This window comes from Pantoea phytobeneficialis (assembly GCF_009728735.1).
GTDB classification, from domain to species: Bacteria; Pseudomonadota; Gammaproteobacteria; order Enterobacterales; family Enterobacteriaceae; genus Pantoea; species Pantoea phytobeneficialis.
Map to the genome: position 1 here is coordinate 3,744,967 of NZ_CP024636.1, position 24,153 is coordinate 3,769,119.

Here is a 24,153-nt window from a genome sequence, read left to right on the forward strand (position 1 = left end):
AAGTACGCATGTTTGATATCAGAAATGAAGAATTCGTTTTCGCGGTCTCTCCCTTTGAGCGAGTCGTGGATGACGAAGCCGATCCGGTTAATCACCTCTGGGACTGGATTAAGTCCTTCGTGGAGTTTTCCGTCAGCGGAGTGAAGGTCCAGTTTCAAACCGAATTTACTGTTGGTGAGCTTAAAGTTCTGCGTGAACACTTTGCTGCATATTATGAAGCGGTAAAGGTTCAGCGGGAGATTGAACCTTTCAATTTTCGTAGCGACCTCAACCAGTTGAATATGTTGCTAAGGAAAGTGAAGGGTGATGACATTGTGATGATTGAATATGTACTACGCCCGGAAGCTCATGCCGATAGTGTTCAGGTAAAAGGTGAACTCGGCATTAATGAAAGCTATTTCCCGGAAATCCTTAAGCGGCTGGATGAAATGATTGCCTGGCCGGAATAACATTCTGATTTCCTGGCTATGCGCATAAGCGCCCCCGCGATAACGGGGGCGTTTTTTTATTCAGGTTTGTCCGGCCAGACAATATCCGGAGCGGCGGAAGTATCGACCGCCTGCACATCCTGAATATATTTCATCCAGTGGGTCAGCTTTTCTTTGTCGGTACCGGTAATGATGCCGAGCATCAGCTGCGTCTGCCATGCCTGAGTGGTGGTATTGGCGATGCTGATTAGCGTGCTCTTTTGCTTATCGGCGTCTGCCTCATCGGCCAGTTTCTGCGCGTCAGCATCCGTTACCCACTTTTCACCGTCCCATTTATCAAAGCCAGTCGCGGGTTTTAACGTCGTGGTATCCGCCGGATAATCACCGGTTTCTGTTATCAGTCGGGGAGCGCCGTCAGCCGTTGAATACACCGTTTCCCCACGGTGATCGCTGACTGTCTGCCAGACTTCATCACGCCAGATAGCAATACTGCCTGCCGTCACATCAGGTGGTGCGGTGGTGGTGGCATTTGCGGGCAGGCCCAGCCCCTGCAAAAGGTACTCGTCAGAGGCTCCGGTAAATCCCCCGCTGATGGCGTCATAGCTGTACACGGTCAGGGTGCCGGACGCCTTCGCCAGTCCGTTTTTATCTAAGGTCACTTTTGCCATTATGCAGCCCTCACGATGTAGTTAAATGCGACATTTCGCGGGCGGGTTTCTGAGGCAAAATTACCTACGGTGCCGTTGCTCTGTGTGCTCCATATTCCTGACGAGGTGCCATTACCGATGGCAGCATCCCCGTTAGTCTGCGAGTTATTCGTGTCATCAATCGGCGCCCATATCGTCCCCGCTAGTGCGCCCTGTGTGTACATGTAGTGGTTGTGCATCTGCATGGTATGGTCTTGGAGGCTCAGTAACGCGCGCCCGCTGTCCACACCACGCCCGTCATCCCAGCCGCGCAGAAATTCCCCGCGCAGGTCAGGCAGTTTCAGTGCGGGATAGGCTTTTGCCAGTTCGGGATAAGTGGCTGAGCTGAAGGACGCCCCGTTGCACTTAATCCACCCCGTGGGGGCGGTCGCGGTCGGCCACGGCACCGGGATGCCAACCGGCAGGGCAGAACCTGCACCGAGGATAGTCAGTCCGAGATTGTCCAGTGCATCAGCGGCTTTACCCGCATCCTTTATTTCCTTCAGTGCATTCGCCGCCTGGAGGTACTGACTGTGCGGGTTCGCTGCCGCAACGTGTTTCGCCATCAGGTCATCGGTATAGGCTTTCACCTCGATCACGGCGTTATCGACATACTGCCGCGTCGCCAGCACCACGGCCGGATCAATCTTCAGCGTCACCGCGCCGGTGCTGTTCACAATGATGATCATGCGCACGGTCTGCGTGCGCCCGCTGCCCTCGGCCAACTGTGGCTTGTAGGTTTCAGCACAGTTCGCTACCGCAATCATCACACCGTCTGCATCAAACAGGCCGATTTCGCGTATCCAGAAACCGCCCTCGCTTTCCGGGATGATCTGCTCGGCGATAATCTGGCTGCTGTTGGCGGTGTCGATGCTCAGTGAGTTCAGCGCCGCGCGGCGCTTCTCGCCGATGAGGGCTGTCTGCGAGGCGTCAGGCGTGGGCAGCGTGTCGCCACCGTCACCGACCGCCATTTGTGTGATTTGCAGCTTTGTCCCGAGCGCGGCAGCGTTTGCCAGCCTGGCCGCGCCCTGTGTGGTCAGCAGGGCAAAATATTTTGTTGTCATGCGCTCACTTCCGTCAGGTCAATAAGATGCACCGCCACGCCGGAATAGCCCGTGCCGCCGGTGCTGATGATTTCAGGGGTATAGGGATAAACGGTCAGCAGGTCGCCGCAGTAGCTGGCAGCGGCAACCGGGATTTCCCCGTTTGCATCAAGGTTGATGGACAGGCCAATCAGATGACGGCTGAGGGGCTTGGCATCGGCTATCAGCCGCTCCAGCTCGTTATACATTTCCTCCGTGATGCCGGTATCCAGCACACCCACGTCAAGCCGGAACGTGCCCGGCTCATCGTTGGTTTTCCACCATTCGATAACGCGGATCAGATAGCCAAGTGGCTCCACCACGCGACGCACCGCGCCGATGGTGCCTTTGTGCCGGTGCACGTACTGCGATGCCGCCACTACGGCGCGTTTGGTGGACTCACTCCAGCTGCTGTCCCAGCGGTCGACCGACCACGCCCACGCCAGATACGGCAGCAGTGTCACCGGGCAGGTGTAAGGGTTCCACAGCTGGCGCAACGGAACATTCAGATCGGTCAGCGAGGCCAGCGCCTGCGCGGCGGCAACCTCAAGCGTTGATGAGCCGGTGGGAACCAGGCGATCACTCATCCGATCCCCCCACAGTCAGCACATAACCGGTGCAGTACGCTGCCTGCGTTTTATCGAGCACCACGTCGGCAACCGGCTGGATCAGGTTAACGCGCTGCACGCCCTCAACGTGCATGGCGGCATACAGGGCTGAGAGGCGGATATCCCGCCCGAGGCGCTTCTGTGCGGTGATATAGGCCGCGAGCTTTGCCTCAGAGGCGGCGCGGATGGGTTCGGCCTCCGGCCCCGGATAGAGATACAGCTCGGCCTCAATCGTATAATTCACGATCTCAGCCGACTGCACGCTGACGCGGTCAGCCACCGGCCGCACGTCTTCATCGTTCAGCGCGGCATCCACTACGGCCAGCAGGTCATCATCCGCCACGCCGTTACCCTCGCGTGCAAGGATGGTGACGGTGACAACCGCAGGCGACGGACTGATGGCAGACGCATCCGCCACCCGGCCATCGGCGCTTTTCGCGTGATACTCATAGGCACCGGTTGGCCCGGCCACGCTCAGCCCCTCAAACGCGGCGGCGATACGGGCGCGGAAATCGTCGTTGCCCTCCATTTCTGCCGCCGTAGGCGGAATGGTGGTGTCGTCGGCCGGGGTGATGGTCAGGCGGGTGACGCCGTTGTTTGCGCCGAGCTGGTCAAGATCGCCATCCAGCGCGTAAGCCACCATGACCGCCTGCGCTGCCTCATTGATACGCTGACGCAGGATCAGCTCACGGTAGGCGTTTTCCTCCAGAATCTTCACGATGGGATCAGACTCCAGCGCCAGCGTGGTGGCGATAGCGGCCTGCTGTTCTTCCGGGTAAAGCGAAATCAGCGTGGCTTTGCGTTCAGCCAGCAGGGATTCATAGTCCAGCGTTTCCACCACGTCGGGCGCGGGCAGCTGGCTCAGGTCGATAGTTGCCATGTTCTCAGCTCACAGGGACGGTTAAGGAGAAGGTCTGTGCGGTGTCGATTCGGTTGCCGGTCAGCTCGACCACCATGCCGCCGTTAAAATCGGACTCGTAGCTGATGCCGGTCAGCTTTACGCGCGGCTCCCACTGGATGATCGCTACATAACAGGCCGACATAATCTGGAGGCGCAACGCCGCATTCTGAGGCTGGTCAATCAGCGCTGACAGGAGTGAACCGTACTTGCGGCGCATCACCCTGGAGCCAATCGGCGTCACCAGAATGTCGCGTATGGACTGCTGGATATGTTCGAGGCCGGTCAGCGCTTTGCCCGTGTTGCGGTTCATGCCGATGTATTTTTCGGTTGTCACTCGGTGCCCTCCGTCATCGAGCCGCCGCTCTGGACCTTGCCGTGTTTATGGTCGTGCACGACAACACCGTTAGAGCTGAAGCTGCCGCCGCTGTGTTTGATATCGCCCTCCATCGTGCCGCCCTGCGTCACTTTTAACGTGGCGGTTTTGAGCAGTGTGGTGCATTCCACCTCTGGCACATCCAGCAGGATTTTGACGGCGGCTTTAATGGTGGCGGTCTTGATGCCGGTTGCCATCAGTGCGCCGGTTTCCGGCTCATACTCAATCACCGCGCCGTCGGGAAAGGACCAGTGCAGCGCATCGGCAGAGGCAGACGGGGCCGGGTTGTCATCGGAGAAAATGCCGGGCAGCACAAAGCCGGTATCGAGTTCGCCACCGAGGCAGAGGACCAGCACCTGCTCGCCTACTGACGGCGCATTCCACGAACGGGTTTTACCCGCGCGGGTAGTCAGCCAGTGCAGCCAGTCAGTCGTGTTTTTTCCTGTATCGACGCGGCATAACCCGCCGTCCAGATTTACGGCGGACACGGTGCCAATGCGGATCACGTTGCGCAGCAGGCGCAGGATTTCAGAGAGTTGTTCGTTCATGCTTCAATTTTCGTTGTTTGATGCCTGAAAACAATCACAGTCGGTATGGTGGTAAACTAACAAACATCATCATGTTAAATTTCAAAAGGCAGCCAGAATTGAACATAGAAGAAAAAAAGTTCACATATCCAGAGCAATTGCTAGACTTCCTTTCCAGCTGGAATAACAAGCTTGATGGATATATATTCAGAGGGCATTCAAAAGAAAGTTATGAGTTACTTCCGTCTGTTCTAAGGGAGGAAAATAGATTTTTCGCCGATCACTCATGGCCCAAAAGTTTAGGGGCAGATTATGAGATTACTCAAATTCAATCTGAATTTATCTTGTTAAGAGAATTTTATCAAAAAGCTGACAGGTATGGATTGAAAGTGCCTTCATCAGATTTCTTGAGAAAAAATCTGGCATCGGAATATGATTTAACATTCGCGACTCAGCCTGAAGGGGAAACATATTGGATTCCTTCTTACATGCAGGAAATTGCAGCTTTAGCACAGCATTACGGTTTACCGACCAGGTTATTAGACTGGACTCATGATCCATTTGTTGCAGCATTTTTTGCGCTAAAGGGGGCTTTGAACAATGAAGAAAATATCGTTATTTGGTGCTTAAACAAAGAGCATTTATCAACACATGCGATGCTATCAAAACATAGCTCCTTGAAATTTGTTACCCCGCCATATTACGAAAATCCACATTTGAACGCTCAGAAGGGAATATTTACACATATCGAAACGGCCATGCAATTTCGGTCAGTTGACGGCGGCTCTATGCTTGTTGATCGCCGACCATTAGATGTTAGGTTGGCTGACATTTTCAATAAGGGTGCTTTGAATAATGTAAATATCCTTACAAAGCTGATATTTCCAGCTAATTTAGCACTTGAAACTTTTAGTTTGCTGGAGCGACATGGTTATGGTGAAGCCAGAATTTTTCCTGGCTATGGCGGCGTGGCAAACGAAGTTCTCCATTCGCGCAAAATGAAAGCTCAATCAACGGATAAATAATCAATCATGATTTGTTCGATAAAATCAATTTGCGTGTTATTAAGTCCCAGCAACGGGCGGGCCTCATACTGCACATCTTTGCCTTTCCGTGATGGCCGGTCGCGCAGCCCGTAATGATGCACACGGGCCATGCTCTGCACGCGGCCGGTAAAGCTGACCACGGCTTCATCAGAATCGGCCTGGGCTTTCATGTATTTTGCGGTGCGCAGCTTCGCGAACATTTCACGCTTAACCCGGCCTTTCTTACGGCGAACCCGCTGCGTTTTGCGGGGTTTAAACGGGGTGCCGTCCGGTGCCTGCTGGCGTTTGATGTTTTGCTGCTGGCTGGCCCGCAGCTTTTTAGCGATGTTTCGCGCCATCTCTTTGCGTGCCGGGGCTGACAGGTTATTAATCAGCGCGTTCAGCCTGTCCTCGACCACTTTCAGCTCGCTCATGACTGCCACTCGCTGATTAACTCACCCCGCAGGTACAGCTGTATCGGGCGCGCATCATTCTCCGGCAGCGGATTCTCACCAGCGTGGTTTACGTGCAGCTCATCACCTTCCTGCTTCACGATCACCCGCTCAGTCAGCTGAATATCAATACTGATGTCACTGGCCGTGTCGCTGATGACATCCGCTTTAAAGGTAAAACCGGTCTGCTGTTTCTCTTTCGTTGCCATCACATCAGGCTGGTTTACCCGTAGCCAGGCCAGCAGCGGTACAATCAGCAGATCAATGTCGCCGGTGTAGTCGGTGATCACCATGTTCAGCTGGTACTGATACTCAAACGACAGGGACGTGGCGAGTGTTGAGACAATACGCCCGTTGTCGATAAACACATTCAGGCAGTCAGGATTTCGTTGCAGCATCGGGACGCTGGCGGTCAGCGCCTCGCGCAGTTGTTTCGGTTTCAGCATCGTGTTCCTCCTGGCAGTCTTTAATGGTTTCCACCTGCAACCCGCATGAGACGAGCGCCGCCTCTAACTGTCGGTTATCCGCCGCCAGATCGCCCGCCGTTTTCAGGCTGTTGCCCGGTATCAGGCAGCTTGTCACGCGTGGACAGCCAGTCCAGATAATTTCTGGCGCTGGTGAAGGTGGGGCGGGTGTGCAGCCGGATAACAGCGTCAGGCAAAGGAGCAGCAGACCAGTCGCGTAATGTCGGGTTCGCATCGGTTTCTCTCTGTATTTGCATTTCACGATGGAGCGCGCCGGAACTGGCCCGCCCCTGCATCAGTCGCAGCGTGGCCTCGCGTTTCTGGCCTTCACGGTTTTCCGTACTCAGCCGGGTGATCGCCCTGTCGCGGCTTTCAATCCCGGCCGACAGGGTGCCGATAATCTTCTGCGCACCGGCCAGCTCGTCACTGGCAACCGACCAGCGCCAGCCGGTAAAGGACAGTGCCAGCAGTGCAACGGCTAACAGCGTGGCGATGATGCGGGTCATGTTGCCCCCTTCAGACACCAGGCCATTTCCCGCCCACGGCGGTTATCCAGCCCCGTGTTAAACACGCCTTTCACATACACCCAGCGTTTCAGCTGATAGCAGGCATCAGACCAGCGGCCCTTATTCAGCAACTGCACCAGCGTTGAACCGCAGGCGTTGCCGGTGCCGACGTTGAAGGCAAACGACACCACGGCGTCGTAAACCTTTTGCGGCAGCTGCGTGAAGATGCAGCGGGAGAGTGCCGCCTCGGTGCGCAACACGTTGGTGATGAAATTGCCCGCCGCCTGCCGTTCGGTAATGCTCCGGCCCGGAACGACACCGGACGTGTTGCCGATGCCGTCGGTCCAGACTCCGGCGCTGCACTGGTACGGCTTCAGGCGACAGCCCTCGTAATCTGCAATCAGCTTTAATCCCTCAACGGAGGTATGCAGTTGCGGGAAGCCCGGCAGCGTGGCGGCAATTGCCAGCACCGCACCGACCATGCAGCGCTTAACGGTTTGCAGATTCATAATCCCTCCGGCTGATGCGGCCACTTGCGAGAAGCTGATAGGTCTTGCGGCGGTAGTACCAGCTCACCAGGAACATGCCGACGCCCAGCACCATGCCGAGCAGGGTCGCCATGTCCTGCAAATTCCACTTACCGAGCCAGCCCAGCACCATGCCGAGCAGGGTCGCCATGTCCTGCAAATTCCACTTACCGAGCCAGCCCAGCACCGCCGCCACGCAGTAGGTGATAAAGGTGCTGATGCGCTCCAGCGATATATTCATATTCAGTCCCAGAGGTTGACGGTTTCCCCGGTCGATGATTCCGGCAGGTCGGGCAGTTCGACGGCATAGCCGTGCGGCAGTACCGGCCCGGCATCCGCCAGACCGTTATTGGCCGCATAAACCAGCTCCGTCACCTGCTCAGTGCGCCCGTAATAGCGGTTACAGATTTCATCAACCGTGTCGCCCTGAAGTGCGTACACCTTCATCACAGCAGGTCCACAATGCAGCCCGGACGCGAGGCGATGCGGCTGATACTGAATCGTGCATCCCGCCAGTATTCGTCGGCTGCTGCCTCAATCTCACCGGCCTTTTTCGTGCCGGTGGCGTCATAGCCGCGATAGCGTTCGGCAATGGTGGCGGCGGTCAGTGAACTGACGGCAGCAACGTAATGCGTCACCTTTTCGCTGATACCGTCCAGGGTTTCGGCCGGAACGTCGACAAGCGTCTTAAAGCCCGCTGCCATCTGGTCGGCGCGCCAGTCGTACAGCTCGGCGTTTACTTCTGAAATTGCCGTTTTCACCGCCAGACGCAGACGTTCCGCCGTGACCGTGCCCTCGTAGCGCAGCGCGTCGCGCAGCTGCTTCAGGTCAATGTCAGGCCAGAAAAACGTATTCTTTACCGGCGGCTCGGCACTCTCTGCCGGTCGCGGTGCAGGGATCACTAAGGTGGTCATAAATGGCCTCTGAATAAGTGGGCGGTGGAGGACAGCGCAGGAGCCTGAAAGGCCCGTTGCTGTCCTGCCGCCCGGCGCGGGGCGCGTCCGGTCAGCGGCTGGCCTGTGCCTGCTTTTTCATGGCAGTCGCCAGCCGCTCAATGTCTTTTTTCACGCCGCAACCCTCATGCAGTTGCAGCGCACGTTTAAGGTGGATCATCGCCTCATGAGTCCCGCCCGCGTCGCGATACACATACCCGGCGATTTTGTGCAGCTTGGCGCGCACCTGATCGGGCATGTCTTCGGCCTCGGTCAGCCGGATGGTTTCCAGCAGCGGTGCCATATCCACCGTCTCTTTTGCCGTCCAGGCGCGTGTCGCGGCGCTGGCCACTTCTTCGGCCAGCAGATAGGGCAGGCTGTCGCGTTTGAATCCGTCGGGCGATACCAGACCGTGTTGCAGGGCATAACGGGCAATCTCCAGCGCGCCGGTTATGTCGCCTGTGTCCAGTCGCCAGATCATGACGGTCATCACGACGGCATCCTGCGCACCGCGTCCGCTGTTCATCACGCCTGCAATCCACGGCAGGTAGTCAGGCAGTAACCGGCGTTTCAGTTCTGCCTTGCGCTCTGTTGAGTGGATTTTTTTCAGGCGACGCTTGTCCTCGTTGAGTTTCACGAGCATCTGCTCATAGCCGGTGGCGTGGCGCAGCGGGTTTGCCTCCCGCTGCTGTACGGTTTCGGCCTGGACGCGCATCCGGTGACGGCGGGCGGGACTCAGCATCCGTTACTCTCCTGCTGCGCTGAAGTCGCCCAGCTCGATGTTTTCCACCAGGCAACCGGCCGCATAATCCTCGATCACGTAGTCCTCGTTGATGGACTCGTAATTCTCGATGCGGTCGCGTTTCGCCACTTCATCAATCAGGCGGCGGTGCGTGCCTTCCTGCCAGTAGATGGAGAGGTTATCCAGACGGGTGATCAGCAGGGCGCTGGCCGGGAAGTACGGCACACGCACGGCGGGCAGGTTGCCGATGCGTTTCTGACTGATGATCATGTCAGCCGCCAGCTGTTCGGTGTTGGCCTGGCTCTGGTTAACCAGCGGGAAATACTTGTCAGCCAGCAACTGACGGCCGCAGATAACAACCAACTCCGGGTCTTCCTGATACCAGGGTTCGATCAGGTCGTTGGTCGCATCCATCACCAGTGCGTCGAGGTTGGCGTAATCACCCCCTTTACCCACGCGGATTTTTGCGGTTGTGGTGCCATCGCCAGCGGTGATTTTGTCCATCACACGGTCAGGGGCGTTTTCGCGGTACTTCTGCAACCAGCCTTTCGCCACGTCCTGCAACATCGGGTTGGCCGCACGATTGGAGGTTTTGGCGCGGCTGGTGCCGTTAAAGCCGATCATGATGCGGTCAAGCGCCTGGCGTTTCACAATGGCATCGCGCAGACGGGCCTGAAAATCTTCATAGCGCGCCCACAGGTCGAGCTGGTTATAGCGGATATGAAAGTCAAAATTGACCTGCACACACTCATAACCTTCAGCATCAAGCGCGGAGAAATCAGCGGTTTCACGCTCATCGCCGCCCGCCGTGTCGGCGGTGCTGGCAATTGAGCCGGATACGCCGATGCCGATTTTTTCGCCCTTCATCTCTGCCACCGGCACGATGTTGATGTGGGTCAGAAACTCGGATGACTCCTGCACGCGGTTCATCAGGGTCTGCGACACCGACGGCTCTACGGTAAATTTCTTGTTCATGTCGCCGGTTTCGACGCCGTTCAGCTCGGCCAGACGGGACATGTAAGCGTTAAATTTAAAGCGGGTATTCTGGCGCATTGGCGCTCCTGTTCATCAGTGTTCGGGGTGTTCTCAGGCCGGGCTTATCAGCAGTCGGTCTGCGCGCTGCTCTTACCATCGCCACCGGTGGAAGGCGGGCGGCGGCTAAAGCTGCCGTCGGTTTTCGCGAGCGTGCTCTGTAATGCGCTCATGGCTTCGCGGTCTTCACCGGTCTGCTTCTCCAGCGCCTCAAGGCGGTCAGAAAAGGTTTTTTCCAGCGCTGACAGCTGTTTCGCGTGCGCATCGCTGTTCAACTGGACCTGTTCGGCCACGGCGGTGATCGCGCCATCCACTGCGCTGGTGCGTTCGTCATCGGTTTTCTTTTTCGAGGAAAACAGCTCTTTCACACGGTCCAGAATGGACGGACCGGGGTCGGCTTCTTCGTAGAATTCGATCAGGGTTTCCTCGGTGGCGCTGAAGAGGTTGTCTTTGTCCTGCTTGCGGGACGCCAGTGGGTTAGCTTTGGCGCTGGCGCTGAAACTCAGGATTTCGGTGCCGAGGCTGGCCGGGTCATCGGTGACGGCAACACCAATCAGATAGGCTTCATTCGTGTCCGCGAATTTGGTGTTGATTTCCACGGAGGTATAAATCTTCTGGCGGGCTTTGGTCAGCTCGACGAGGTCCGGCGTCGGGTCAATCTCACCGTACAGCGCCAGCTTGCCTTTCAGCGGACCATCGGTGATTTCCTCAGCGGTAAGGGCGGTGACGTCGCCGTAACGGCGGAACGGGCTGTCAGGGGTGTAACCCTTGATGTGTTCCATATTGACGCGTGCGCCGTACATCGCCGGGTTGTAGTTCTTCGCCATCTGCGAAATCCACTCGCGGGAAATCACGCGGCCGTCGGTGGTTGCGCCTTCCGTTGCGATGCGAAAACGCTTTGCTTTAGTTGCCATTTATCAGGCTCCGGTCGGTTGATAAGTTCGGTTCGGGGCCAGTTTCCCCGTCAGCACCGCATCCCTCAACGAATGCCCGCCCGCTCACCGACCAGCAGACAGTGAGGGCAGGCGCGCCCATTTTGCCGCCGGTAGCCTTAGCGGCATGAACATGACACCCGGCACCACCATCAGCGATCCGCGCCGTCAGGCCGCACTGCTTTACTGGCAGGGGTATTCCGTGCGCCAGATAGCGGAGACGCTCGGACAGAAAACACCAACCGTGCAGAGCTGGAAACTCCGCGACGCCTGGGAAGATGTTGCGCCCATCAGCCGCGTGGAATTCAGTCTTGAGGCGCGGCTGACTCAGCTCATCCTCAAAGACGTGAAGGAAGGAAGGGATTACAAAGAGATAGACCTGCTCGGGCGACAGATTGAACGGCTGGCCCGCGTTGAACGTTACCGGGGCAGCGGTAACGAGGCGGATCTTAATCCGAACGTGCGCAACCGCAACCGGGGCGAACGTCAGCCGGTTATCAAGAATATTTTCAGCGACGAGCAGACCGACAAACTGACCGGCCTGTTTATAGATGGCTGCTTTGAGTACCAGCTCAACTGGCATAAAGCCGGGCTGGCGCACCGTATCCGCAACATCCTCAAATCCCGCCAGATTGGTGCAACGTTCTACTTTGCCCGCGAGGCATTGCTTGATGCGCTGACTACCGGTCGCAACCAGATTTTCCTGTCAGCCAGCAAGGCGCAGGCGCACGTCTTCAAAAACTACATCATCGATTTTGCCCGCTCGGTGGATGTGGACCTGAAAGGCGATCCGATTGTGCTGCCGAACAGTGCCCGCCTGATTTTTCTCGGCACCAACGTGCGCACCGCACAGAGCTACACCGGCAATCTGTACCTGGATGAATATTTCTGGATACCGAAATTCCAGGAACTGCGCAAAGTTGCCAGCGGCATGTCGCTGCACAAGAAATGGCGCACGACGTATTTCTCCACTCCGTCGAGCCTGTCGCACAGCGCGTACCCGTTCTGGTCCGGGGAGCTGTTCAATAAGGGACGCCGCAACAAAGATGACCGCATTGAAATTGACCTGTCACATTCGCACCTGGCGAAAGGCGCGCTGTGCGGTGACGGCCAGTGGCGGCAGATTGTCACGGTTGAGGATGCACTGACGGGCGGCTGCAACCTGTTCGACATCGACCAGCTGCAACTCGAATACAGCCCGGCTGAGTATCAGAACCTGCTGATGTGTGAATTTGTCGACGACGAGGCCAGCGTGTTTCCGTTCGCCGAGTTGCAGGGCTGCATGGTGGACAGCCTGGAGGAGTGGACCGACTTTAACCCGTATGCGCTGCGCCCGTTCGACTACCGCCCGGTGTGGATTGGGTACGATCCCTCGCACACCGGCGACAGCGCAGGCTGTGCCGTTATCGCGCCACCGCTGGTTGCCGGTGGCAAATTCCGCGTGCTGGAGCGCCACCAGTGGCGCGGCATGGACTTTGCCGCGCAGGCGCAGTCGATTAAGGAGCTGACGGAAAAATACACCGTTGAATACATCGGCATTGATGCGACCGGCATCGGCCAGGGTGTGTTTCAGCTGGTCCGCCAGTTCTACCCGGCCGCAAGGGAAATCCGTTACACCCCCGAGGTGAAAACCGCAATGGTGCTGAAGGCGAAAGACACCATCAGCAACGGGCGACTGGAATACGACGCGGGACAGACCGACATCACCCAATCCTTTATGGCTATCCGCAAAACCATGACCGCCAGCGGCAACCGTTCTACCTACGAGGCCAGCCGCAGCGAAGACGCCAGCCACGCCGACGTCGCCTGGGCCATCATGCACGCACTGCTAAACGAACCGCTTACCGCAGCCAGCGGCGGCGTAAATCCTTCTTTCATGGAATTTTACTGATGAGCAAACGCAAAGGCCGCAAGGCATTTACCGCACCCGCCCACGCCGCACCGGTTGCATCGCAGCCGGTTGAGGCGTTCACCTTTGGCGATCCCACGCCGGTGATGGATAAGCGCGACATTCTGGATTATGCCGAATGCATCCATAACGGCCGCTGGTATGAGCCGCCGGTCAGCTTTCACGGGCTGGCGAAAAGCCTGCGCTCGGCGGTGCATCACAGCTCACCGCTGTATGTGAAGCGCAACATTCTTGCCTCAACTTTTATCCCGCATCCGCTGTTGAGTCAGCAGGAATTCAGCAAGTTTGCGCTTGATTATCTGGTGTTTGGTAATGCCTTTGCCGAACTGCGCCGCAACGCGCTCGGCCAGCCACTGCGACTGGAAACCTCTCCGGCCAAATATACGCGACGCGGGGTTGAAGATGGAGTCTACTGGTTTATTAACGAATGGAAGGACGCACACCAGTTTGAAGCCGGGCAGGTGTTTCACCTTATCGAGCCGGATATCAATCAGGAGCTGTACGGCCTGCCGGAATATCTCAGCGCGCTTAACTCCGCCTGGCTGAATGAGTCGGCCACGCTCTTCCGCCGCAAGTATTACCAGAACGGCGCGCACGCCGGTTACATCCTGTACATGACCGACGCGGCGCAGAGCAGCAGCGATATCGACCGTATGCGTCAGGCGATGCGTGATACAAAAGGCTTAGGCAATTTTCGGAATCTGTTTATGTATGCGCCTAACGGCAAGCCGGATGGAATCAAAATTTTGCCGCTGAGTGAGGTGGCAACACGGGATGATTTTTTCAATATCAAGAAAGCGAGTCGAGATGATTTGTTGAGTGCGCATCGTGTGCCGCCGCAGATGATGGGTATCATCCCGGATAATTCGGGTGGGTTTGGTGATGCGGTTAAGGCGGCGCAGGTGTTTGTTAGGAATGAGCTTACTCCTTTGCAAGAAAGGTTTAAGGAAATTAATTACAAGCTGAACTTGGAAGCTATAAAGTTCAAAGAGTATACATTCTGACAGATAACCTAAAGCATTTATTGCTTTAGGTTATCTGAATACTCATTAGCTTTTTAATATCAGGATGGTTGCGCATCTTCCGCGAGGATGTCCTGGGAAAGTATTGAAACAAACTTCCTCACCAATATCGAATGATGACTTTCCATATACCTCCGAAGAATGATAGAACCATTCTTCATTTGTTTTTACATCTCTTATGAAACCAGTGGATTCAAATGGCACGCCATATGATAATATGACGCCATTGCTTCTGGTGTCATTGGAATAGCATATTTCATTGAAGCTGGTTAAAATATTGTCTGCGGTTGGCCGTGCTTTGGGATCAGCTCTCAAACACTCTTTTATTAAATTCCATATTTCATCCTCAAGAGCTTCAACTGATTTATGTTTTCCAAAGGTTGCCGGTTTAGTTAATGTAAATGCACCATCCTGATATCTCGCTACATCTCTGATAGCTCGACGGCCAGTACCAAACGGTGGGGTTCCACTCACCAAGTGATATGCAATGCAGCCTAGGGCCCAGATGTCCATAGGTTTGCCAGCATTTTTCCAATCATCCCAACATTCTGGAGCCATATATGGGACAGCGCCAAGCAATGTTTGAGATGTTGTCAGGGTGTTATTATCTTTTTCAAAAAGCTCTATCTCTTTTGCGATCTCATTTTCTGCAAGTTTAGAGATCCCAAAATCAGTAAGTTTGACTTTGGATAGATTAAAGTCATTTGATACCATTATGTTACTGGGTTTTAAGTCTCGGTGACATATACCATTGCTATGCGCTTCAACGAGCGATTTAGTAAGGTTCTTAATTACATGCGAAGCAAGGTGTGGGTCAAGGTAATAAAAGTGTTGTTCTAATTTTTTTCCTAAATCCATTCCGTCTATGAACTCTTCAATCATAAATGTCAAATGATCATCTTCATAGTAATCCAGTGTTGAGGCAACATTAGAATGATGAATCTTAGCTCCCATTTCTGCTCCGCGTCTGAATCGACGGTCGCTTATACCTTGTTTTGGTGTTTTTAAAACAACGAATCTATCTAGAACTTTATCATGACAGTAATAAACCTCCTGCATCCCACCAGCGGCGATGTATTCGATTATGACATATCTGTCAATTAAAACTGCACCATTATTAAATTTTGTGCTTATCATATAACTAGTTCCGGATGTGATGATAAGAAAGTGACGAACCTGCGGCCAGAACCAAATTCCGGGCGTCCAAAAGTAATCAGGCAAGCATTAGGGAGGCAGTCCCCAATCTGGGCAGGTGTGTTATTTATATAAACTTCTCCAGAAACGGCGCTAATTATAAAGTCAAAACCATCATAATTAACTATTATTTCACCATGACTGAGTTTTATACGAACACCGGTTTTTGAATGAGATAGCTCATAAATACTGCTGTTCTTTTCCACAAACAAACCTTTGTGTTTATTATATAACAAATGTTTGTAGAATGTTTCTGTTAATCTTTTTGAGCTGGGTCTTAAACTAGGGTTTGAATTTAAACAAGAATCAATCGTGTTTATTATTTCATCATTTACTTTGCCCGTGAGTAATCTACCAATTGTAGTGTATGGTTTAGATCTCATAGGTGGTTTTTCAAGTAATGCCGGGCTGAAGTTACGAGTGGTAGTAACTAAATTCCAAGCACAAATCCCAAAGGCGTAGATGTCCATCTCAGTTGTGATTTTGGCATTGCTAACATATAACTCTGGAGCAGCGTATATGATTGTCCCTCTATTCGATTTTGTATAATAATCTTCGTTTGTAGATGATAATCCAAAATCATAGAGTTTTAAAACGCCCGTTTCAGAAGACTTTATGTTTTCAAGCTTTAGGTCGCGATGCACTATTCCGGAATTATGTAGGTCATACAAAGCATGGCTAATTTGATATAAAATTATCAGGAAGGAATAAGAGTCGAAAGGTGTTTCATTGTGGTAATTTAAATAATCTCGACCTTTTAGGAACTCTATAATTATACCTTCAAGCAATCCTGATTGTGGGTTTCTAATTAAGTCGTATATTTCAATCACATGTCGCGATCTGGCTTTAGATAACGCTTGTATTTCATTTATTAATTGATCATTATCCTGAGGATTGCTCATTCTTTTAAAAAGGACTTCTCTATCCAAGTAGGTATCTTTGACTAACTGAAGATTACCAAAACCACCAGAAAAAGTCTGTCCTTTGATAAGCTCATACCTGTTCAATTTTCAATCCTTCTTGGGTGTGATATGTTTAGTGGTCATTTTTATGTTTATTATCAAGATTGAATTCCTCAATTATTATCTCTTCTTGTATGTTCAAGTTTTTTTCATTGATATTTTTCTTCGTGGTAGGTGTTGTAATCTTTTTGTTCGATTTTTTATAATTGGCTTTTTTTGCTTCATTGGAGGGAACTGTTACTGGTGATATGAATTTGGCTTTGAAATCGCCACACCATAAAGAAAGAGTATTGGAATAAACACTCAATCTGCTGGATTCAATTTCTTGTTGTAACGTAATTAGTGATGGAATGGTTATTATTGATGTGTTGTCACCACCGCCAAGCCAAGTTGATGACACAACAACTCTCCTGGCAACTTCATGATTTGGGGAGTTGATTATTATTTTTTTAAAGGCACTTTCCGATTCTTTCCATGCGCCATCACTAGCTAGAATAACGCCCTCTGGAAAGTTCTCTTTATGGTAAAAATTGAAGTTTAGATCATATTCAGATCTGTTTTTTTCGCCCAAGGCTTGACTCAATGTCCCACCTAATTTCATTTCTCTTAAGGCCGATGCATCTTTTAATTTGAGATGAGCTAATTCATTTTCTAATGTGTCATCTATACTTACTTGTTTGAGTTGTTTTGTTATAGGTTGCCATGAAAAAACTCTACTATCCCCAATGTTTATGGAAATAATATCCCCGGTAGAGGAAGCAAGAAATAAGCTTAACGTTGTGCTTCCTCTGCCTGATAAAATTTTTCTGATAAGGTTATCTGTTTCCTGAATAATTGTAGTCAGCTGTTCTTTGAGAGGCGTTTTGCTATGGTTTTTGCTAAGTTTAGTAAGAATAGAACTTATTGCTATCGATGCCGCAATATCCCCAAACTCAGTTCCCCCGACACCGTCACACAAAATGGCGCAAAAATAATATTCTTTATTCGTGAAATTAACAATGCATAAGGCTAATCTATCTTCATTACGCTTCCTAACTAGGCCGGGATGTGTAGAAAAACCAAATTTGTATTTATCATCTTTAACAGTAAAACCCTGATTGAATGGTGCGTTTATTATTTCATTAAATATTTCCGCATGAAAAGGATCGTTTATGATTTCTAAAATATTTTTGTTGTCTATCAACATATTCATGCCCGTAAGTTTCTTAATTTCGCGAAATGGTTTAGTTGGAATTACATTTTGTACAACCAATTTTAATAATTTAAACCTGCAACTCAGCAAAATCAAGAATATATTATTGAAATGAATTGTCATTGGCGCGCAATGCTTTCCCCGCCACGCCTGCCCGCTTTGTGCACCGCTTTTCATGCATATGCATGTTCCACCCAAAACCGCGCCAGCCATGAGGGCAGGGACGATTAGCGATCCTGTTCGGATCATGCAATCTCATGCACGCACATGCGTTCTACTGCACCATCAAAAAAGCCGCCAAAACGGCGGCTCAGGCTTGGGGAGTTATACGGCAGGCATCAATCTGCCTGGAAGAAGATAGCGTCCTGGAAAGACGATGTATCAATGGTTCCGGCCATATCGCTAATCATCGACAGTGCCATTTTTAATTCATCTTCCTTGCAGTGTGCAATCAGTGAGACGTCGGCAATAAACTGGATTCTTGCCACTGTCTCGCTCAGATTATCGATGTCCATCAGCGCGTTAACTCCTTACCTTTAAAATATACTGTATGTATAAACAGTATCATGCCGTTAAGGAACCGTAAAGAATCGTATCACTCAGAAATGTCCGAACGGTTGTTTATTGAACATCACTACCATTTTGATGGCACGCGGCCAATGCCTGGAATCGTTGCAGGGCAGTTGAGGCTTTTCTCCTGTCGCGGAACAGATGACCACTGGTTCCACTCCAGAAAACCTGATCACCAACCTTGAGTCTGTGTCCCATCATCATGCGTGTGGCTTCCCCCTCGGACAGAGTCAGCCGTGAGACATCATAAAAAGTCTCTTTTAACTTCTCGCGTTGTTCCCGATAGCGACCGTTTACCGGAGCAGGTCGAGGCTTTGGCGGTTTTACTGGTGCACTTTCGTACAATCTTTTCAGAATCCGCTTTCTCTCAGCCCTGGTTGGCGGTCGTGAGAAATCAACAGGGAACTCATCAAGTGAAGGCTCCGTACAGTTATTGACAGAACTCCGAGAGGGCGCAGACGCGCCCTGAAGGTCAACGGCCAAATCAACGGCACGTTTGGGGACGATCTTCCATTGCGCCAGACGGGTTAAGATTGGCGTGTCTGCACCAACTTCAGTTGCAAAAACGCCTTTGATACGCACGGTTTCCTCGCCGTATTCGTTTACGTCATCGCTCGGCTGATACCAGGTGCGCACTGCTAAATCATCACGACGGACGAACGGCCCGCCCTGAGCGTTGACATAGCCAGCCCAATCACCAGCATCGGCTGCATCGTGCGCAGCAGCAAATTCAACACTCAGACCGTTAGCGGTTTCGCTGTCAGCCATGCGGCGCAGCTCGCGATAAACCGTTACCGGCGCGCCACCCACAAACTGAAACTGGCGGATGTGCCAGCGTGCCGCCCAGGCGGAAACGGCTGACGCTGTCTCTTTAAGCTCTTTGCCGCTTTCATCGTCCAGCTCGCCATCGAGTGCATAGCCGTCGATATTTTTAGAGATGTATTTCGCCACGTATCCGGTGGCGCTGCCTTTCTCCGGGTCGATAGCTTCGGCGTGAAAACGCGCTCTGCGAGCCTTTTCGCTTTTCAGCTCTTTGTTATCTTCCTGCCAGGCGTAATCGCTCATAACTTCACGCACGCGATCGACATTTTCAGGAAGCATAAACATCAGCATATGCCAGTGAGGGGTCGCATCATGATGAGGTTCAGCAACACGTATGCCAAAGATACGGATTTCTTCACGATGCAGCTTTGCGCGGATTTTCTGCCAGAGGTTGCAGAGGTAGCGTTGCGTATCCGTCGGGCTGGCTCCGTTCCATTTACGATTACGATGGCCGGTCTTAATAGTGGCGTGGTAACGGGCTGGTGCGGTGAGGGTATAGAACTCGCCGATAAAGCCCATCTCGTTGCAGATATTTTCAAAGCCCCGGATACGCGTCATCAACTCGCAGCGGCGAATAGCGGGATTAGCCACACTGCCGTCGTATTTCTCAATCAGGCTAATTCGGTTGCCTTCATCGTCTTCTAACTCCATTCCTTTGAGAAATTCGCGCGTGCGGCGTTTCTGCTCACGCCATTCCGCAACCGTCATATTGCTGGCATATGGGGTGTGCTTTTTGCTGACGTTAGCGAGTGCGATCTGCAAGTGCTCGCGCCAGGCAGACGCAACACGACGCAGTCGGCCTTTCCACCATTTTTCAGTCTTCATGCGCATGATGGCCGGGGTAACTTCTTCCGGGTCAAATAAACGTGATGTGACTTTATCCCACAGCGGCGGTGTCTGATTCAGTTCGCGGGTGATGGTCGCGGCGGTCATATAAACGCGATGCGTGTATTTGTAATCTGTCTCGTCGCTACCCTGGCTATGAGTCTGTACCAGTTCGGCCATAATAAAATTAGCCACGTCACCAGCCAGCAGATCAACATCAGCACGCGCCATATCAGGCAGACGGTTAAAGCGCTTCATCAATTCCCACAGCCCACCGCCAGCGCGTGCTGCACCCGCTCTTTCTCCGGCATTTTCGGCCAGCAGGTTAAAGGTGGCTGTCTTCATTTCGTCGAGTTGGTACTTTGCGTTTACGCATTCAACACGCGGCAATGTGCGCTCAACAAAAGTTTTTGTTAAGTACGCATTGGCGCGGGCTGTTCCCTGTGCTTTCTCCAGCTCGCTGGCACGACGTTTAACATCGAGTTGGATCAGCTTCGGCTGCTGTTCGAGCAGCTCCTGCGCATGTGCTAAAGCCGCAATCAACTGACTGCGGCTGTGTATTTGCTCATACGTAGGATAAGGGCTGGCAATGGCTTCCCGTGGAGCATTCCACGGGTAAGCGAATTCCTGATGCATCAGGAATTACCCATCAGGTGTTTGTTACGCTGTTCCTCAATCTCCTGGCAGGAAATACAACGAGTGACGCCCAGATAAGCGCGGCGGCGCTTTTCAGGAATTGGGGCTTCACAGTCTTCACAAAATGAGGCGCTTACAGCGGGACCGCGATTTACGATAATCGCGATGTTGCGAGCCAGCATTTCGTCGGTGCGCTGCTGCACGATGTCCATTGAGTCAGCCATTAATGCGCCTCCTCAATTTGTGCCTGTAGCTTTTCTGCTTCCTGATAAAGAAGCTCTGCGGCCTCGACGTGGGTAAGTTCATCCCGGCGAATTTTTGAGGCCAAGATGTTAAGGCGGGAGACCATAAGGTCAGCACGACCGCGGCGTTCTTCGCGGCGTGCGTCATTCAGCATCATATCAAGTTCAATATATGAAGCTGGTTTACTGGACTTAGTAAATTTATTCAGCATGTAATTTTCCTTTCTTCAGGCAAAGCGAATACCGGCGGGTTTACGCCAATTAAGTGCTTTGGGTTATTTAATTAGAAAGCGTCATTCGTTTAGGGAATAAACTCACAACGGCTTTCAGGTGGTTCATTGCGCGAATGAGCGCGTTTCTTTCATCGGTAGTGAGATCAGTGAAATCGGCTGAGTGCCTGTCTTTGCCGATATTCGCCAGGAAAAAGATGGCGCTTAACGCACGTTTGTTATCCTGATAATTGCTGTCAGTCACATCTCGCATTTCAGCAATAAAACGCGCCACATCGTTTTCGCAATTACCGCCCATCAGTTGTGCGCGAAGCAGAGCAACATGATTAAGCGCGGCAACGCGTTGACCGGCTGTCAGTTCGACCAGCATGGAATCGCCTTCGATAGCCATGATTTGCCTCTCTTTGGTAATGCCTGAGACTTTGCTCCAGATGATGACGGCGCTGCTGGATTCCAGCGTTTACCATCTTCTCCCATGATCCAGCCGTGCCCGTAAGACATGGATGGGCTTTGGCGTTTAAGCCTTGCTGCCATCGAGATCATGAATACACCTCAACTCATGCCGAGTGATGCACCGATACCGCTGATAGCATCGACAGTAGAGGACAACGCTGGGTTAGCCTGAATTCGTGCCTGCACCGCGATTGCTGCCAGTGTTAAGCAGCGGATACCGCTATTAACGTTTTGCAGCAAACCGCGTTTACTGCTGGCGGTCATAGGCTCTGTAGAAATTGCGCCAGCGGCTAACTGGCCCACTTCTGCGGTTGCTTTCATGACATACAGGGGTAACTTTTCATTTGCGACTTCGTTGATTGGAACGCATGGCAGGCACTGAATTTGTGCCAGCAGCCCATCGACAAGCGTTGCATCCTCAGTTACGTCGGTAAGAGTAAGAACCTCTGTTACTGTGAGCTGATGCGGCTGATCCGGGTTGAGCTTGTTACGCAGCGTTTGAGCGCGCATCCCGGCTTTATTTGCAATGTCTTCCATGTTGTGCGCTAAGGCGAATTTACGACAGGCATCGTCATAGTGCGCATGGGTAGAAACCTTGAAATCAAACATGTTCAAATCCCTCTCAACTTGCAAAATCAAATTAGGGTTTGATGTAGCGACATTTGATTGCTTGTTGGCGATTCTTTTCGCGCCAGGCAGCAACATTGATAAGCGGATTTCCATGTTTGGTCATGGTGGTTTCTACTACTTTACCGGTCTTACGGTTGGTGCGGTTTTGCGTATAGGTGAAGGATGGGGTGGGTGCCAGCAGGACAACACCGTTTGCGATCCATTTCTCTAGCACAGACAGGCTGATACGGTTTGCGGTGGCGAAGTCATGCTTGGACATTGTCGGGGATGTTGCCAGCGTGACAGCTTTGTTTACAGCGTCGTTAACCGCTTCGCTGATTGCTGGCATTAAAATGGCGGCAACATTGGCAATAAAATCTTGAGATTGCACTAAGTCAAATGCGTTCTGACTGTTTGCATTTTCAGTATGCATAACGCAGTATCTCCTTGTGGTCGTTTTGTTCTACGGTGTTTCATGTGGTGTGAATGCACTTTAGATCGTAAAGACGATTTGGTAAATGATTATTTATCACTTATTGGTGTTTTTATGATTGAAGAGAAGGGCGGTAGTGCTCAGATTCTCGAAAGACTCATGTCTTCTTATGGGGTTAATACTCAAAAAGATCTTGCATCCGCGCTTGAAATCCCGCCAAACAATATCAGCGGTTGGACACAAAGAGACAGCGTTCCAGGCAATGCCATTATCAAATGTGCGTTGGATACCGGCGTCGATCTTCGATGGTTGGTGACTGGTGAGCTTGCAAATGCAAACTATGCTGGCGTTGGTCAGTTAGTAGGAGGTGATCTTTACAAACAGATTATCTCTAACGGCGGTAAGCCAGTGTTACGTCGTATCATGGATGCTTATGGCTTTACGATGCAAAAGCAGCTTTGTGAGCTGTTAGGTATTTCATCAGGTACTGTAAGCACTTGGGTGCGCAGAAATCATTTTCCCGGTGAGGTCGTTGTAACTTGCGCACTTGATACCGGGGTTTCCCTGCAATGGTTAGCAACAGGGAAGGGGTTACAACAAAAAGAGAACGCTCAACTAAGCGTTAGCTCTTCAATTCCGCGTAAAAACTTAGTCGCTGGAATCTTGCAAGATGCCGGATACTGGGAAATCAATTTAAGTTTTATCGCCCACACAATCAGTGAACCTATTTTTATTTCGAGTAACACAGGTGCCTGGATTGTCGATATGAGCGTGGCTGGTATAAGCAACGGCCGATGGTTACTTGGTGTTGATGATAAATATGACATCTATAATATAACACTTCTTCCTGGTAGAAGGATTAGCGTGACAAATAAAGGAAATACTTTTTCTTGTGGTGTTGATGAGGTGACTGCGGTAGGTAAGGTTGTAATAGCAATGGACTTTGTTTTTTGAGCGGGTGTTGATTAGGTTTTATGCTTTGGATGATATCATTGAGATGATTTTTCTTGGCATTAATAATGACGTAAAAAATATAAAAGTGAAGTTTTATTTTAAATTTTTTATATTAGTGAGGTTCCGGGCTAACCGTTACCCCACTAATAAAAAATTGTGCTATCCGTACTGAACATCACCCTGTTTGATGCTTTTGACAGCAGAGATATCACTCTTAAAACCAATGCTATAGTCACCATAAAGTCCATGAGATGCAAGGTGAAGGCTTGACCAGGATGCCTTGCCTCCGGTGACTGTTTTAATTATATTTCCATTAATATCAGCAATAAGCCAGTCCCATTGAACATCAGTCTCAAACTCTACATCAACTTCAACAACTTTGGGGAAGATTTTTTTTCCTGCTATCCAAAGTTCTTTAGTGAATTTACCATAACCAAAATGATGTGATTGAGACATATTTGCACCTCATTAGTTTTTGTCTGTTGGTTTATAAGTCAATTATTGAAAATTTAAATTTAGAAGTGGGTATGTGTTCCTATGTGTCTCCCATCACTGAACCTTGAACACTCACATATGGCAGTTACGATAGATTAGCCCCTTAGATCACCAGACACTTCGCCTCTCTTAAAATAAGAGGTAGTCTTGGAACTATGTTTAACACCAGTCAGAATAATAAGATGGTTGAAGTGTTATCAGGACCTGAGCGACGTCGGCGTCGTACTCCGCAGGAAAAAATTGCCATTATTCAGCAGACTATGGAACCGGGCATGACCGTGTCTCACGTCGCACGACTGCACGGTATCAATGCTAATCAGATCTTCAAGTGGCGCAGGCAATATGAAGACGGCTCACTGACCGCCGTGACCTCAGGCGGAGAAGTCGT

Annotated in this window: 34 protein-coding genes and 1 pseudogene; 6 read left to right on the forward strand and 29 right to left on the reverse strand. The window is 51.6% G+C overall.

Annotation, left to right across the window (positions count from 1 at the left end):
* Window positions 1–8: 8 nt before the first annotated feature.
* A complete protein-coding gene (locus CTZ24_RS17255) occupies window positions 9–449 on the forward strand; it encodes a WapI family immunity protein (protein WP_208724180.1) in 441 nt (146 codons plus the stop codon).
* Between the two features lie 56 nt (window positions 450–505).
* Here the strand turns inward: CTZ24_RS17255 and CTZ24_RS17260 are convergent, their stop codons facing one another.
* The 6 genes from CTZ24_RS17260 to CTZ24_RS17285 are packed head-to-tail and all read right to left on the reverse strand — an operon-like array spanning window position 506 to window position 4,626.
* Complete coding sequence (locus CTZ24_RS17260; RefSeq protein ID WP_208724181.1) at window positions 506–1,096, reverse strand: tail fiber assembly protein; 591 nt, start codon at window positions 1,094–1,096, stop codon at window positions 506–508.
* Window positions 1,096–2,178, reverse strand: a complete 1,083-nt coding sequence (locus CTZ24_RS17265) for a phage tail protein (protein ID WP_208724182.1) — start codon at window positions 2,176–2,178, stop codon at window positions 1,096–1,098. The genes CTZ24_RS17260 and CTZ24_RS17265 overlap by 1 nt, the downstream gene beginning before the upstream one ends.
* A complete protein-coding gene (locus CTZ24_RS17270) occupies window positions 2,175–2,783 on the reverse strand; it encodes a phage tail protein I (RefSeq protein WP_208724183.1) in 609 nt (202 codons plus the stop codon). The genes CTZ24_RS17265 and CTZ24_RS17270 overlap by 4 nt, the downstream gene beginning before the upstream one ends.
* Window positions 2,776–3,684: a baseplate assembly protein gene (locus tag CTZ24_RS17275; RefSeq protein WP_208724184.1), complete on the reverse strand. Its 909-nt coding sequence runs from the start codon at window positions 3,682–3,684 to the stop codon at window positions 2,776–2,778. Before CTZ24_RS17275 ends, CTZ24_RS17270 begins: the two co-directional genes overlap by 8 nt.
* A gap of 4 nt (window positions 3,685–3,688) precedes the next feature.
* Window positions 3,689–4,039 carry a GPW/gp25 family protein gene (locus CTZ24_RS17280; RefSeq protein ID WP_208724185.1) on the reverse strand — a complete coding sequence of 117 codons (351 nt, stop codon included), beginning with the start codon at window positions 4,037–4,039 and terminating at the stop codon, window positions 3,689–3,691.
* Window positions 4,036–4,626 (reverse strand): phage baseplate assembly protein V, encoded by a 591-nt coding sequence (locus tag CTZ24_RS17285; RefSeq protein ID WP_208724186.1) that lies wholly within the window; start codon window positions 4,624–4,626, stop codon window positions 4,036–4,038. Before CTZ24_RS17285 ends, CTZ24_RS17280 begins: the two co-directional genes overlap by 4 nt.
* A gap of 98 nt (window positions 4,627–4,724) precedes the next feature.
* Between CTZ24_RS17285 and CTZ24_RS17290 the strand changes: the two genes are divergently transcribed.
* Window positions 4,725–5,630: an FRG domain-containing protein gene (locus CTZ24_RS17290; protein ID WP_208724187.1), complete on the forward strand. Its 906-nt coding sequence runs from the start codon at window positions 4,725–4,727 to the stop codon at window positions 5,628–5,630.
* Here CTZ24_RS17290 and CTZ24_RS17295 read toward each other — a convergent pair.
* The 11 genes and pseudogenes from CTZ24_RS17295 to CTZ24_RS17340 all read right to left on the reverse strand — a co-directional run bounded on the left by CTZ24_RS17295 (window position 5,612) and on the right by CTZ24_RS17340 (window position 11,199).
* Window positions 5,612–6,064, reverse strand: a complete 453-nt coding sequence (locus CTZ24_RS17295) for a phage virion morphogenesis protein (RefSeq protein WP_208724188.1) — start codon at window positions 6,062–6,064, stop codon at window positions 5,612–5,614. The two genes, CTZ24_RS17290 and CTZ24_RS17295, sit on opposite strands and share 19 nt — an antisense overlap.
* A complete protein-coding gene (locus CTZ24_RS17300; protein WP_208724189.1) occupies window positions 6,061–6,528 on the reverse strand; it encodes a phage tail protein in 468 nt (155 codons plus the stop codon). The genes CTZ24_RS17295 and CTZ24_RS17300 overlap by 4 nt, the downstream gene beginning before the upstream one ends.
* Window positions 6,461–6,781, reverse strand: coding sequence for an Rz1-like lysis system protein LysC (gene lysC, locus CTZ24_RS26750; protein WP_244634000.1), 321 nt, complete (start codon window positions 6,779–6,781; stop codon window positions 6,461–6,463). The genes CTZ24_RS17300 and lysC overlap by 68 nt, the downstream gene beginning before the upstream one ends.
* Window positions 6,702–7,052: pseudogene (locus CTZ24_RS17305) on the reverse strand (Rz-like lysis system protein LysB); the annotation flags it as partial. The gene lysC and the pseudogene CTZ24_RS17305, both read right to left, overlap by 80 nt.
* Window positions 7,049–7,561, reverse strand: a complete 513-nt coding sequence (locus CTZ24_RS17310; RefSeq protein ID WP_208724191.1) for a lysozyme — start codon at window positions 7,559–7,561, stop codon at window positions 7,049–7,051. The pseudogene CTZ24_RS17305 and the gene CTZ24_RS17310, both read right to left, overlap by 4 nt.
* Window positions 7,542–7,814, reverse strand: a complete 273-nt coding sequence (locus CTZ24_RS17315; protein ID WP_244634050.1) for an HP1 family phage holin — start codon at window positions 7,812–7,814, stop codon at window positions 7,542–7,544. Before CTZ24_RS17315 ends, CTZ24_RS17310 begins: the two co-directional genes overlap by 20 nt.
* An 8-nt stretch (window positions 7,815–7,822) precedes the next feature.
* Window positions 7,823–8,026, reverse strand: coding sequence for a tail protein X (locus CTZ24_RS17320; protein WP_208725580.1), 204 nt, complete (start codon window positions 8,024–8,026; stop codon window positions 7,823–7,825).
* Window positions 8,026–8,493, reverse strand: coding sequence for a head completion/stabilization protein (locus CTZ24_RS17325; RefSeq protein WP_208724193.1), 468 nt, complete (start codon window positions 8,491–8,493; stop codon window positions 8,026–8,028). Before CTZ24_RS17325 ends, CTZ24_RS17320 begins: the two co-directional genes overlap by 1 nt.
* Window positions 8,494–8,584: 91 nt before the next feature.
* Complete coding sequence (locus CTZ24_RS17330; protein ID WP_208724194.1) at window positions 8,585–9,253, reverse strand: phage terminase small subunit; 669 nt, start codon at window positions 9,251–9,253, stop codon at window positions 8,585–8,587.
* 3 nt (window positions 9,254–9,256) lie between these two features.
* A complete protein-coding gene (locus CTZ24_RS17335; protein WP_208724195.1) occupies window positions 9,257–10,306 on the reverse strand; it encodes a phage major capsid protein, P2 family in 1,050 nt (349 codons plus the stop codon).
* Window positions 10,307–10,353: 47 nt separating this feature from the next.
* Complete coding sequence (locus tag CTZ24_RS17340; RefSeq protein WP_208724196.1) at window positions 10,354–11,199, reverse strand: GPO family capsid scaffolding protein; 846 nt, start codon at window positions 11,197–11,199, stop codon at window positions 10,354–10,356.
* A 145-nt stretch (window positions 11,200–11,344) separates the two neighbouring features.
* On the opposite strand from CTZ24_RS17340, the gene CTZ24_RS17345 reads away from it, so the two are divergent.
* Both CTZ24_RS17345 and CTZ24_RS17350 read left to right on the forward strand, forming a co-directional pair.
* Entirely contained in the window at window positions 11,345–13,108 is a 1,764-nt protein-coding gene (locus CTZ24_RS17345) for a terminase ATPase subunit family protein (protein WP_208724197.1), read from the forward strand.
* Window positions 13,108–14,130 carry a phage portal protein gene (locus tag CTZ24_RS17350; protein WP_208724198.1) on the forward strand — a complete coding sequence of 341 codons (1,023 nt, stop codon included), beginning with the start codon at window positions 13,108–13,110 and terminating at the stop codon, window positions 14,128–14,130. The genes CTZ24_RS17345 and CTZ24_RS17350 overlap by 1 nt, the downstream gene beginning before the upstream one ends.
* Before the next feature lie 45 nt (window positions 14,131–14,175).
* Here CTZ24_RS17350 and CTZ24_RS17355 read toward each other — a convergent pair whose 3' ends face one another.
* The 11 genes from CTZ24_RS17355 to CTZ24_RS17405 all read right to left on the reverse strand — a co-directional run bounded on the left by CTZ24_RS17355 (window position 14,176) and on the right by CTZ24_RS17405 (window position 22,316).
* The gene (locus tag CTZ24_RS17355) at window positions 14,176–15,285 is read right to left on the reverse strand and encodes a serine/threonine-protein kinase (RefSeq protein WP_208724199.1); all 1,110 of its coding nucleotides are present in this window, start codon (window positions 15,283–15,285) and stop codon (window positions 14,176–14,178) included.
* On the reverse strand, window positions 15,282–16,349 hold the full coding sequence (locus CTZ24_RS17360) for a protein kinase family protein (protein WP_208724200.1): 1,068 nt from the start codon (window positions 16,347–16,349) through the stop codon (window positions 15,282–15,284). The genes CTZ24_RS17355 and CTZ24_RS17360 overlap by 4 nt, the downstream gene beginning before the upstream one ends.
* A 28-nt stretch (window positions 16,350–16,377) precedes the next feature.
* Window positions 16,378–17,745 carry a PP2C family protein-serine/threonine phosphatase gene (locus CTZ24_RS17365; RefSeq protein WP_208724201.1) on the reverse strand — a complete coding sequence of 456 codons (1,368 nt, stop codon included), beginning with the start codon at window positions 17,743–17,745 and terminating at the stop codon, window positions 16,378–16,380.
* A gap of 89 nt (window positions 17,746–17,834) precedes the next feature.
* On the reverse strand, window positions 17,835–18,011 hold the full coding sequence (locus CTZ24_RS17370) for a hypothetical protein (protein ID WP_208724202.1): 177 nt from the start codon (window positions 18,009–18,011) through the stop codon (window positions 17,835–17,837).
* Window positions 18,012–18,117: 106 nt separating this feature from the next.
* On the reverse strand, window positions 18,118–20,349 hold the full coding sequence (locus tag CTZ24_RS17375; RefSeq protein WP_208724203.1) for a replication endonuclease: 2,232 nt from the start codon (window positions 20,347–20,349) through the stop codon (window positions 18,118–18,120).
* The gene (locus tag CTZ24_RS17380) at window positions 20,349–20,573 is read right to left on the reverse strand and encodes a TraR/DksA family transcriptional regulator (protein WP_208724204.1); all 225 of its coding nucleotides are present in this window, start codon (window positions 20,571–20,573) and stop codon (window positions 20,349–20,351) included. The genes CTZ24_RS17375 and CTZ24_RS17380 overlap by 1 nt, the downstream gene beginning before the upstream one ends.
* Window positions 20,573–20,803, reverse strand: coding sequence for a DUF2732 family protein (locus tag CTZ24_RS17385; RefSeq protein ID WP_208724205.1), 231 nt, complete (start codon window positions 20,801–20,803; stop codon window positions 20,573–20,575). Before CTZ24_RS17385 ends, CTZ24_RS17380 begins: the two co-directional genes overlap by 1 nt.
* 67 nt (window positions 20,804–20,870) lie before the next feature.
* Window positions 20,871–21,212, reverse strand: a complete 342-nt coding sequence (locus CTZ24_RS17390) for a DUF5347 family protein (protein WP_208724206.1) — start codon at window positions 21,210–21,212, stop codon at window positions 20,871–20,873.
* Complete coding sequence (locus CTZ24_RS17395; protein ID WP_208724207.1) at window positions 21,176–21,364, reverse strand: phage filamentation protein Fil family protein; 189 nt, start codon at window positions 21,362–21,364, stop codon at window positions 21,176–21,178. Before CTZ24_RS17395 ends, CTZ24_RS17390 begins: the two co-directional genes overlap by 37 nt.
* Window positions 21,365–21,373: 9 nt before the next feature.
* Window positions 21,374–21,883, reverse strand: a complete 510-nt coding sequence (locus tag CTZ24_RS17400; RefSeq protein WP_208725581.1) for a phage regulatory CII family protein — start codon at window positions 21,881–21,883, stop codon at window positions 21,374–21,376.
* A gap of 31 nt (window positions 21,884–21,914) precedes the next feature.
* Window positions 21,915–22,316 (reverse strand): hypothetical protein, encoded by a 402-nt coding sequence (locus CTZ24_RS17405; RefSeq protein ID WP_208724208.1) that lies wholly within the window; start codon window positions 22,314–22,316, stop codon window positions 21,915–21,917.
* A gap of 114 nt (window positions 22,317–22,430) precedes the next feature.
* On the opposite strand from CTZ24_RS17405, the gene CTZ24_RS17410 reads away from it, so the two are divergent.
* Window positions 22,431–23,270 (forward strand): phage repressor protein CI, encoded by an 840-nt coding sequence (locus CTZ24_RS17410; protein WP_208725582.1) that lies wholly within the window; start codon window positions 22,431–22,433, stop codon window positions 23,268–23,270.
* Window positions 23,271–23,429: 159 nt separating this feature from the next.
* Here CTZ24_RS17410 and CTZ24_RS17415 read toward each other — a convergent pair whose 3' ends face one another.
* A complete protein-coding gene (locus tag CTZ24_RS17415) occupies window positions 23,430–23,726 on the reverse strand; it encodes a hypothetical protein (RefSeq protein ID WP_208724209.1) in 297 nt (98 codons plus the stop codon).
* A gap of 221 nt (window positions 23,727–23,947) precedes the next feature.
* Between CTZ24_RS17415 and CTZ24_RS17420 the strand changes: the two genes are divergently transcribed.
* Window positions 23,948–24,153, forward strand: a 206-nt coding sequence (locus CTZ24_RS17420; protein ID WP_208723780.1) for a transposase, incomplete at its 3' end; no start/stop codon positions are given.

What these genes read in the sequence shown, in the direction of transcription:
- CTZ24_RS17325 (WP_208724193.1), bottom strand. Translation starts at nt 8,493, where the DNA reads ATGACCACCTTAGTGATCCCTGCACCGCGACCGGCAGAGAGTGCCGAG.
- CTZ24_RS17365 (WP_208724201.1), bottom strand. Translation starts at nt 17,745, where the DNA reads ATGATCCGAACAGGATCGCTAATCGTCCCTGCCCTCATGGCTGGCGCG.
- CTZ24_RS17375 (WP_208724203.1), bottom strand. Translation starts at nt 20,349, where the DNA reads ATGCATCAGGAATTCGCTTACCCGTGGAATGCTCCACGGGAAGCCATT.
- CTZ24_RS17385 (WP_208724205.1), bottom strand. Translation starts at nt 20,803, where the DNA reads ATGCTGAATAAATTTACTAAGTCCAGTAAACCAGCTTCATATATTGAA.
- CTZ24_RS17320 (WP_208725580.1), bottom strand. Translation starts at nt 8,026, where the DNA reads ATGAAGGTGTACGCACTTCAGGGCGACACGGTTGATGAAATCTGTAAC.
- CTZ24_RS17400 (WP_208725581.1), bottom strand. Translation starts at nt 21,883, where the DNA reads ATGTTTGATTTCAAGGTTTCTACCCATGCGCACTATGACGATGCCTGT.
- CTZ24_RS17340 (WP_208724196.1), bottom strand. Translation starts at nt 11,199, where the DNA reads ATGGCAACTAAAGCAAAGCGTTTTCGCATCGCAACGGAAGGCGCAACC.
- CTZ24_RS17350 (WP_208724198.1), top strand. Translation starts at nt 13,108, where the DNA reads ATGAGCAAACGCAAAGGCCGCAAGGCATTTACCGCACCCGCCCACGCC.
- CTZ24_RS17270 (WP_208724183.1), bottom strand. Translation starts at nt 2,783, where the DNA reads ATGAGTGATCGCCTGGTTCCCACCGGCTCATCAACGCTTGAGGTTGCC.
- CTZ24_RS17395 (WP_208724207.1), bottom strand. Translation starts at nt 21,364, where the DNA reads ATGATCTCGATGGCAGCAAGGCTTAAACGCCAAAGCCCATCCATGTCT.
- CTZ24_RS17275 (WP_208724184.1), bottom strand. Translation starts at nt 3,684, where the DNA reads ATGGCAACTATCGACCTGAGCCAGCTGCCCGCGCCCGACGTGGTGGAA.
- CTZ24_RS17260 (WP_208724181.1), bottom strand. Translation starts at nt 1,096, where the DNA reads ATGGCAAAAGTGACCTTAGATAAAAACGGACTGGCGAAGGCGTCCGGC.
- CTZ24_RS17310 (WP_208724191.1), bottom strand. Translation starts at nt 7,561, where the DNA reads ATGAATCTGCAAACCGTTAAGCGCTGCATGGTCGGTGCGGTGCTGGCA.
- CTZ24_RS17405 (WP_208724208.1), bottom strand. Translation starts at nt 22,316, where the DNA reads ATGCATACTGAAAATGCAAACAGTCAGAACGCATTTGACTTAGTGCAA.
- CTZ24_RS17390 (WP_208724206.1), bottom strand. Translation starts at nt 21,212, where the DNA reads ATGGCTATCGAAGGCGATTCCATGCTGGTCGAACTGACAGCCGGTCAA.
- CTZ24_RS17345 (WP_208724197.1), top strand. Translation starts at nt 11,345, where the DNA reads ATGAACATGACACCCGGCACCACCATCAGCGATCCGCGCCGTCAGGCC.
- CTZ24_RS17355 (WP_208724199.1), bottom strand. Translation starts at nt 15,285, where the DNA reads ATGATAAGCACAAAATTTAATAATGGTGCAGTTTTAATTGACAGATAT.
- CTZ24_RS17410 (WP_208725582.1), top strand. Translation starts at nt 22,431, where the DNA reads ATGATTGAAGAGAAGGGCGGTAGTGCTCAGATTCTCGAAAGACTCATG.
- CTZ24_RS17415 (WP_208724209.1), bottom strand. Translation starts at nt 23,726, where the DNA reads ATGTCTCAATCACATCATTTTGGTTATGGTAAATTCACTAAAGAACTT.
- CTZ24_RS17335 (WP_208724195.1), bottom strand. Translation starts at nt 10,306, where the DNA reads ATGCGCCAGAATACCCGCTTTAAATTTAACGCTTACATGTCCCGTCTG.
- lysC (WP_244634000.1), bottom strand. Translation starts at nt 6,781, where the DNA reads ATGCGAACCCGACATTACGCGACTGGTCTGCTGCTCCTTTGCCTGACG.
- CTZ24_RS17295 (WP_208724188.1), bottom strand. Translation starts at nt 6,064, where the DNA reads ATGAGCGAGCTGAAAGTGGTCGAGGACAGGCTGAACGCGCTGATTAAT.
- CTZ24_RS17370 (WP_208724202.1), bottom strand. Translation starts at nt 18,011, where the DNA reads ATGGACATCGATAATCTGAGCGAGACAGTGGCAAGAATCCAGTTTATT.
- CTZ24_RS17330 (WP_208724194.1), bottom strand. Translation starts at nt 9,253, where the DNA reads ATGCTGAGTCCCGCCCGCCGTCACCGGATGCGCGTCCAGGCCGAAACC.
- CTZ24_RS17300 (WP_208724189.1), bottom strand. Translation starts at nt 6,528, where the DNA reads ATGCTGAAACCGAAACAACTGCGCGAGGCGCTGACCGCCAGCGTCCCG.
- CTZ24_RS17380 (WP_208724204.1), bottom strand. Translation starts at nt 20,573, where the DNA reads ATGGCTGACTCAATGGACATCGTGCAGCAGCGCACCGACGAAATGCTG.
- CTZ24_RS17285 (WP_208724186.1), bottom strand. Translation starts at nt 4,626, where the DNA reads ATGAACGAACAACTCTCTGAAATCCTGCGCCTGCTGCGCAACGTGATC.
- CTZ24_RS17265 (WP_208724182.1), bottom strand. Translation starts at nt 2,178, where the DNA reads ATGACAACAAAATATTTTGCCCTGCTGACCACACAGGGCGCGGCCAGG.
- CTZ24_RS17255 (WP_208724180.1), top strand. Translation starts at nt 9, where the DNA reads ATGTTTGATATCAGAAATGAAGAATTCGTTTTCGCGGTCTCTCCCTTT.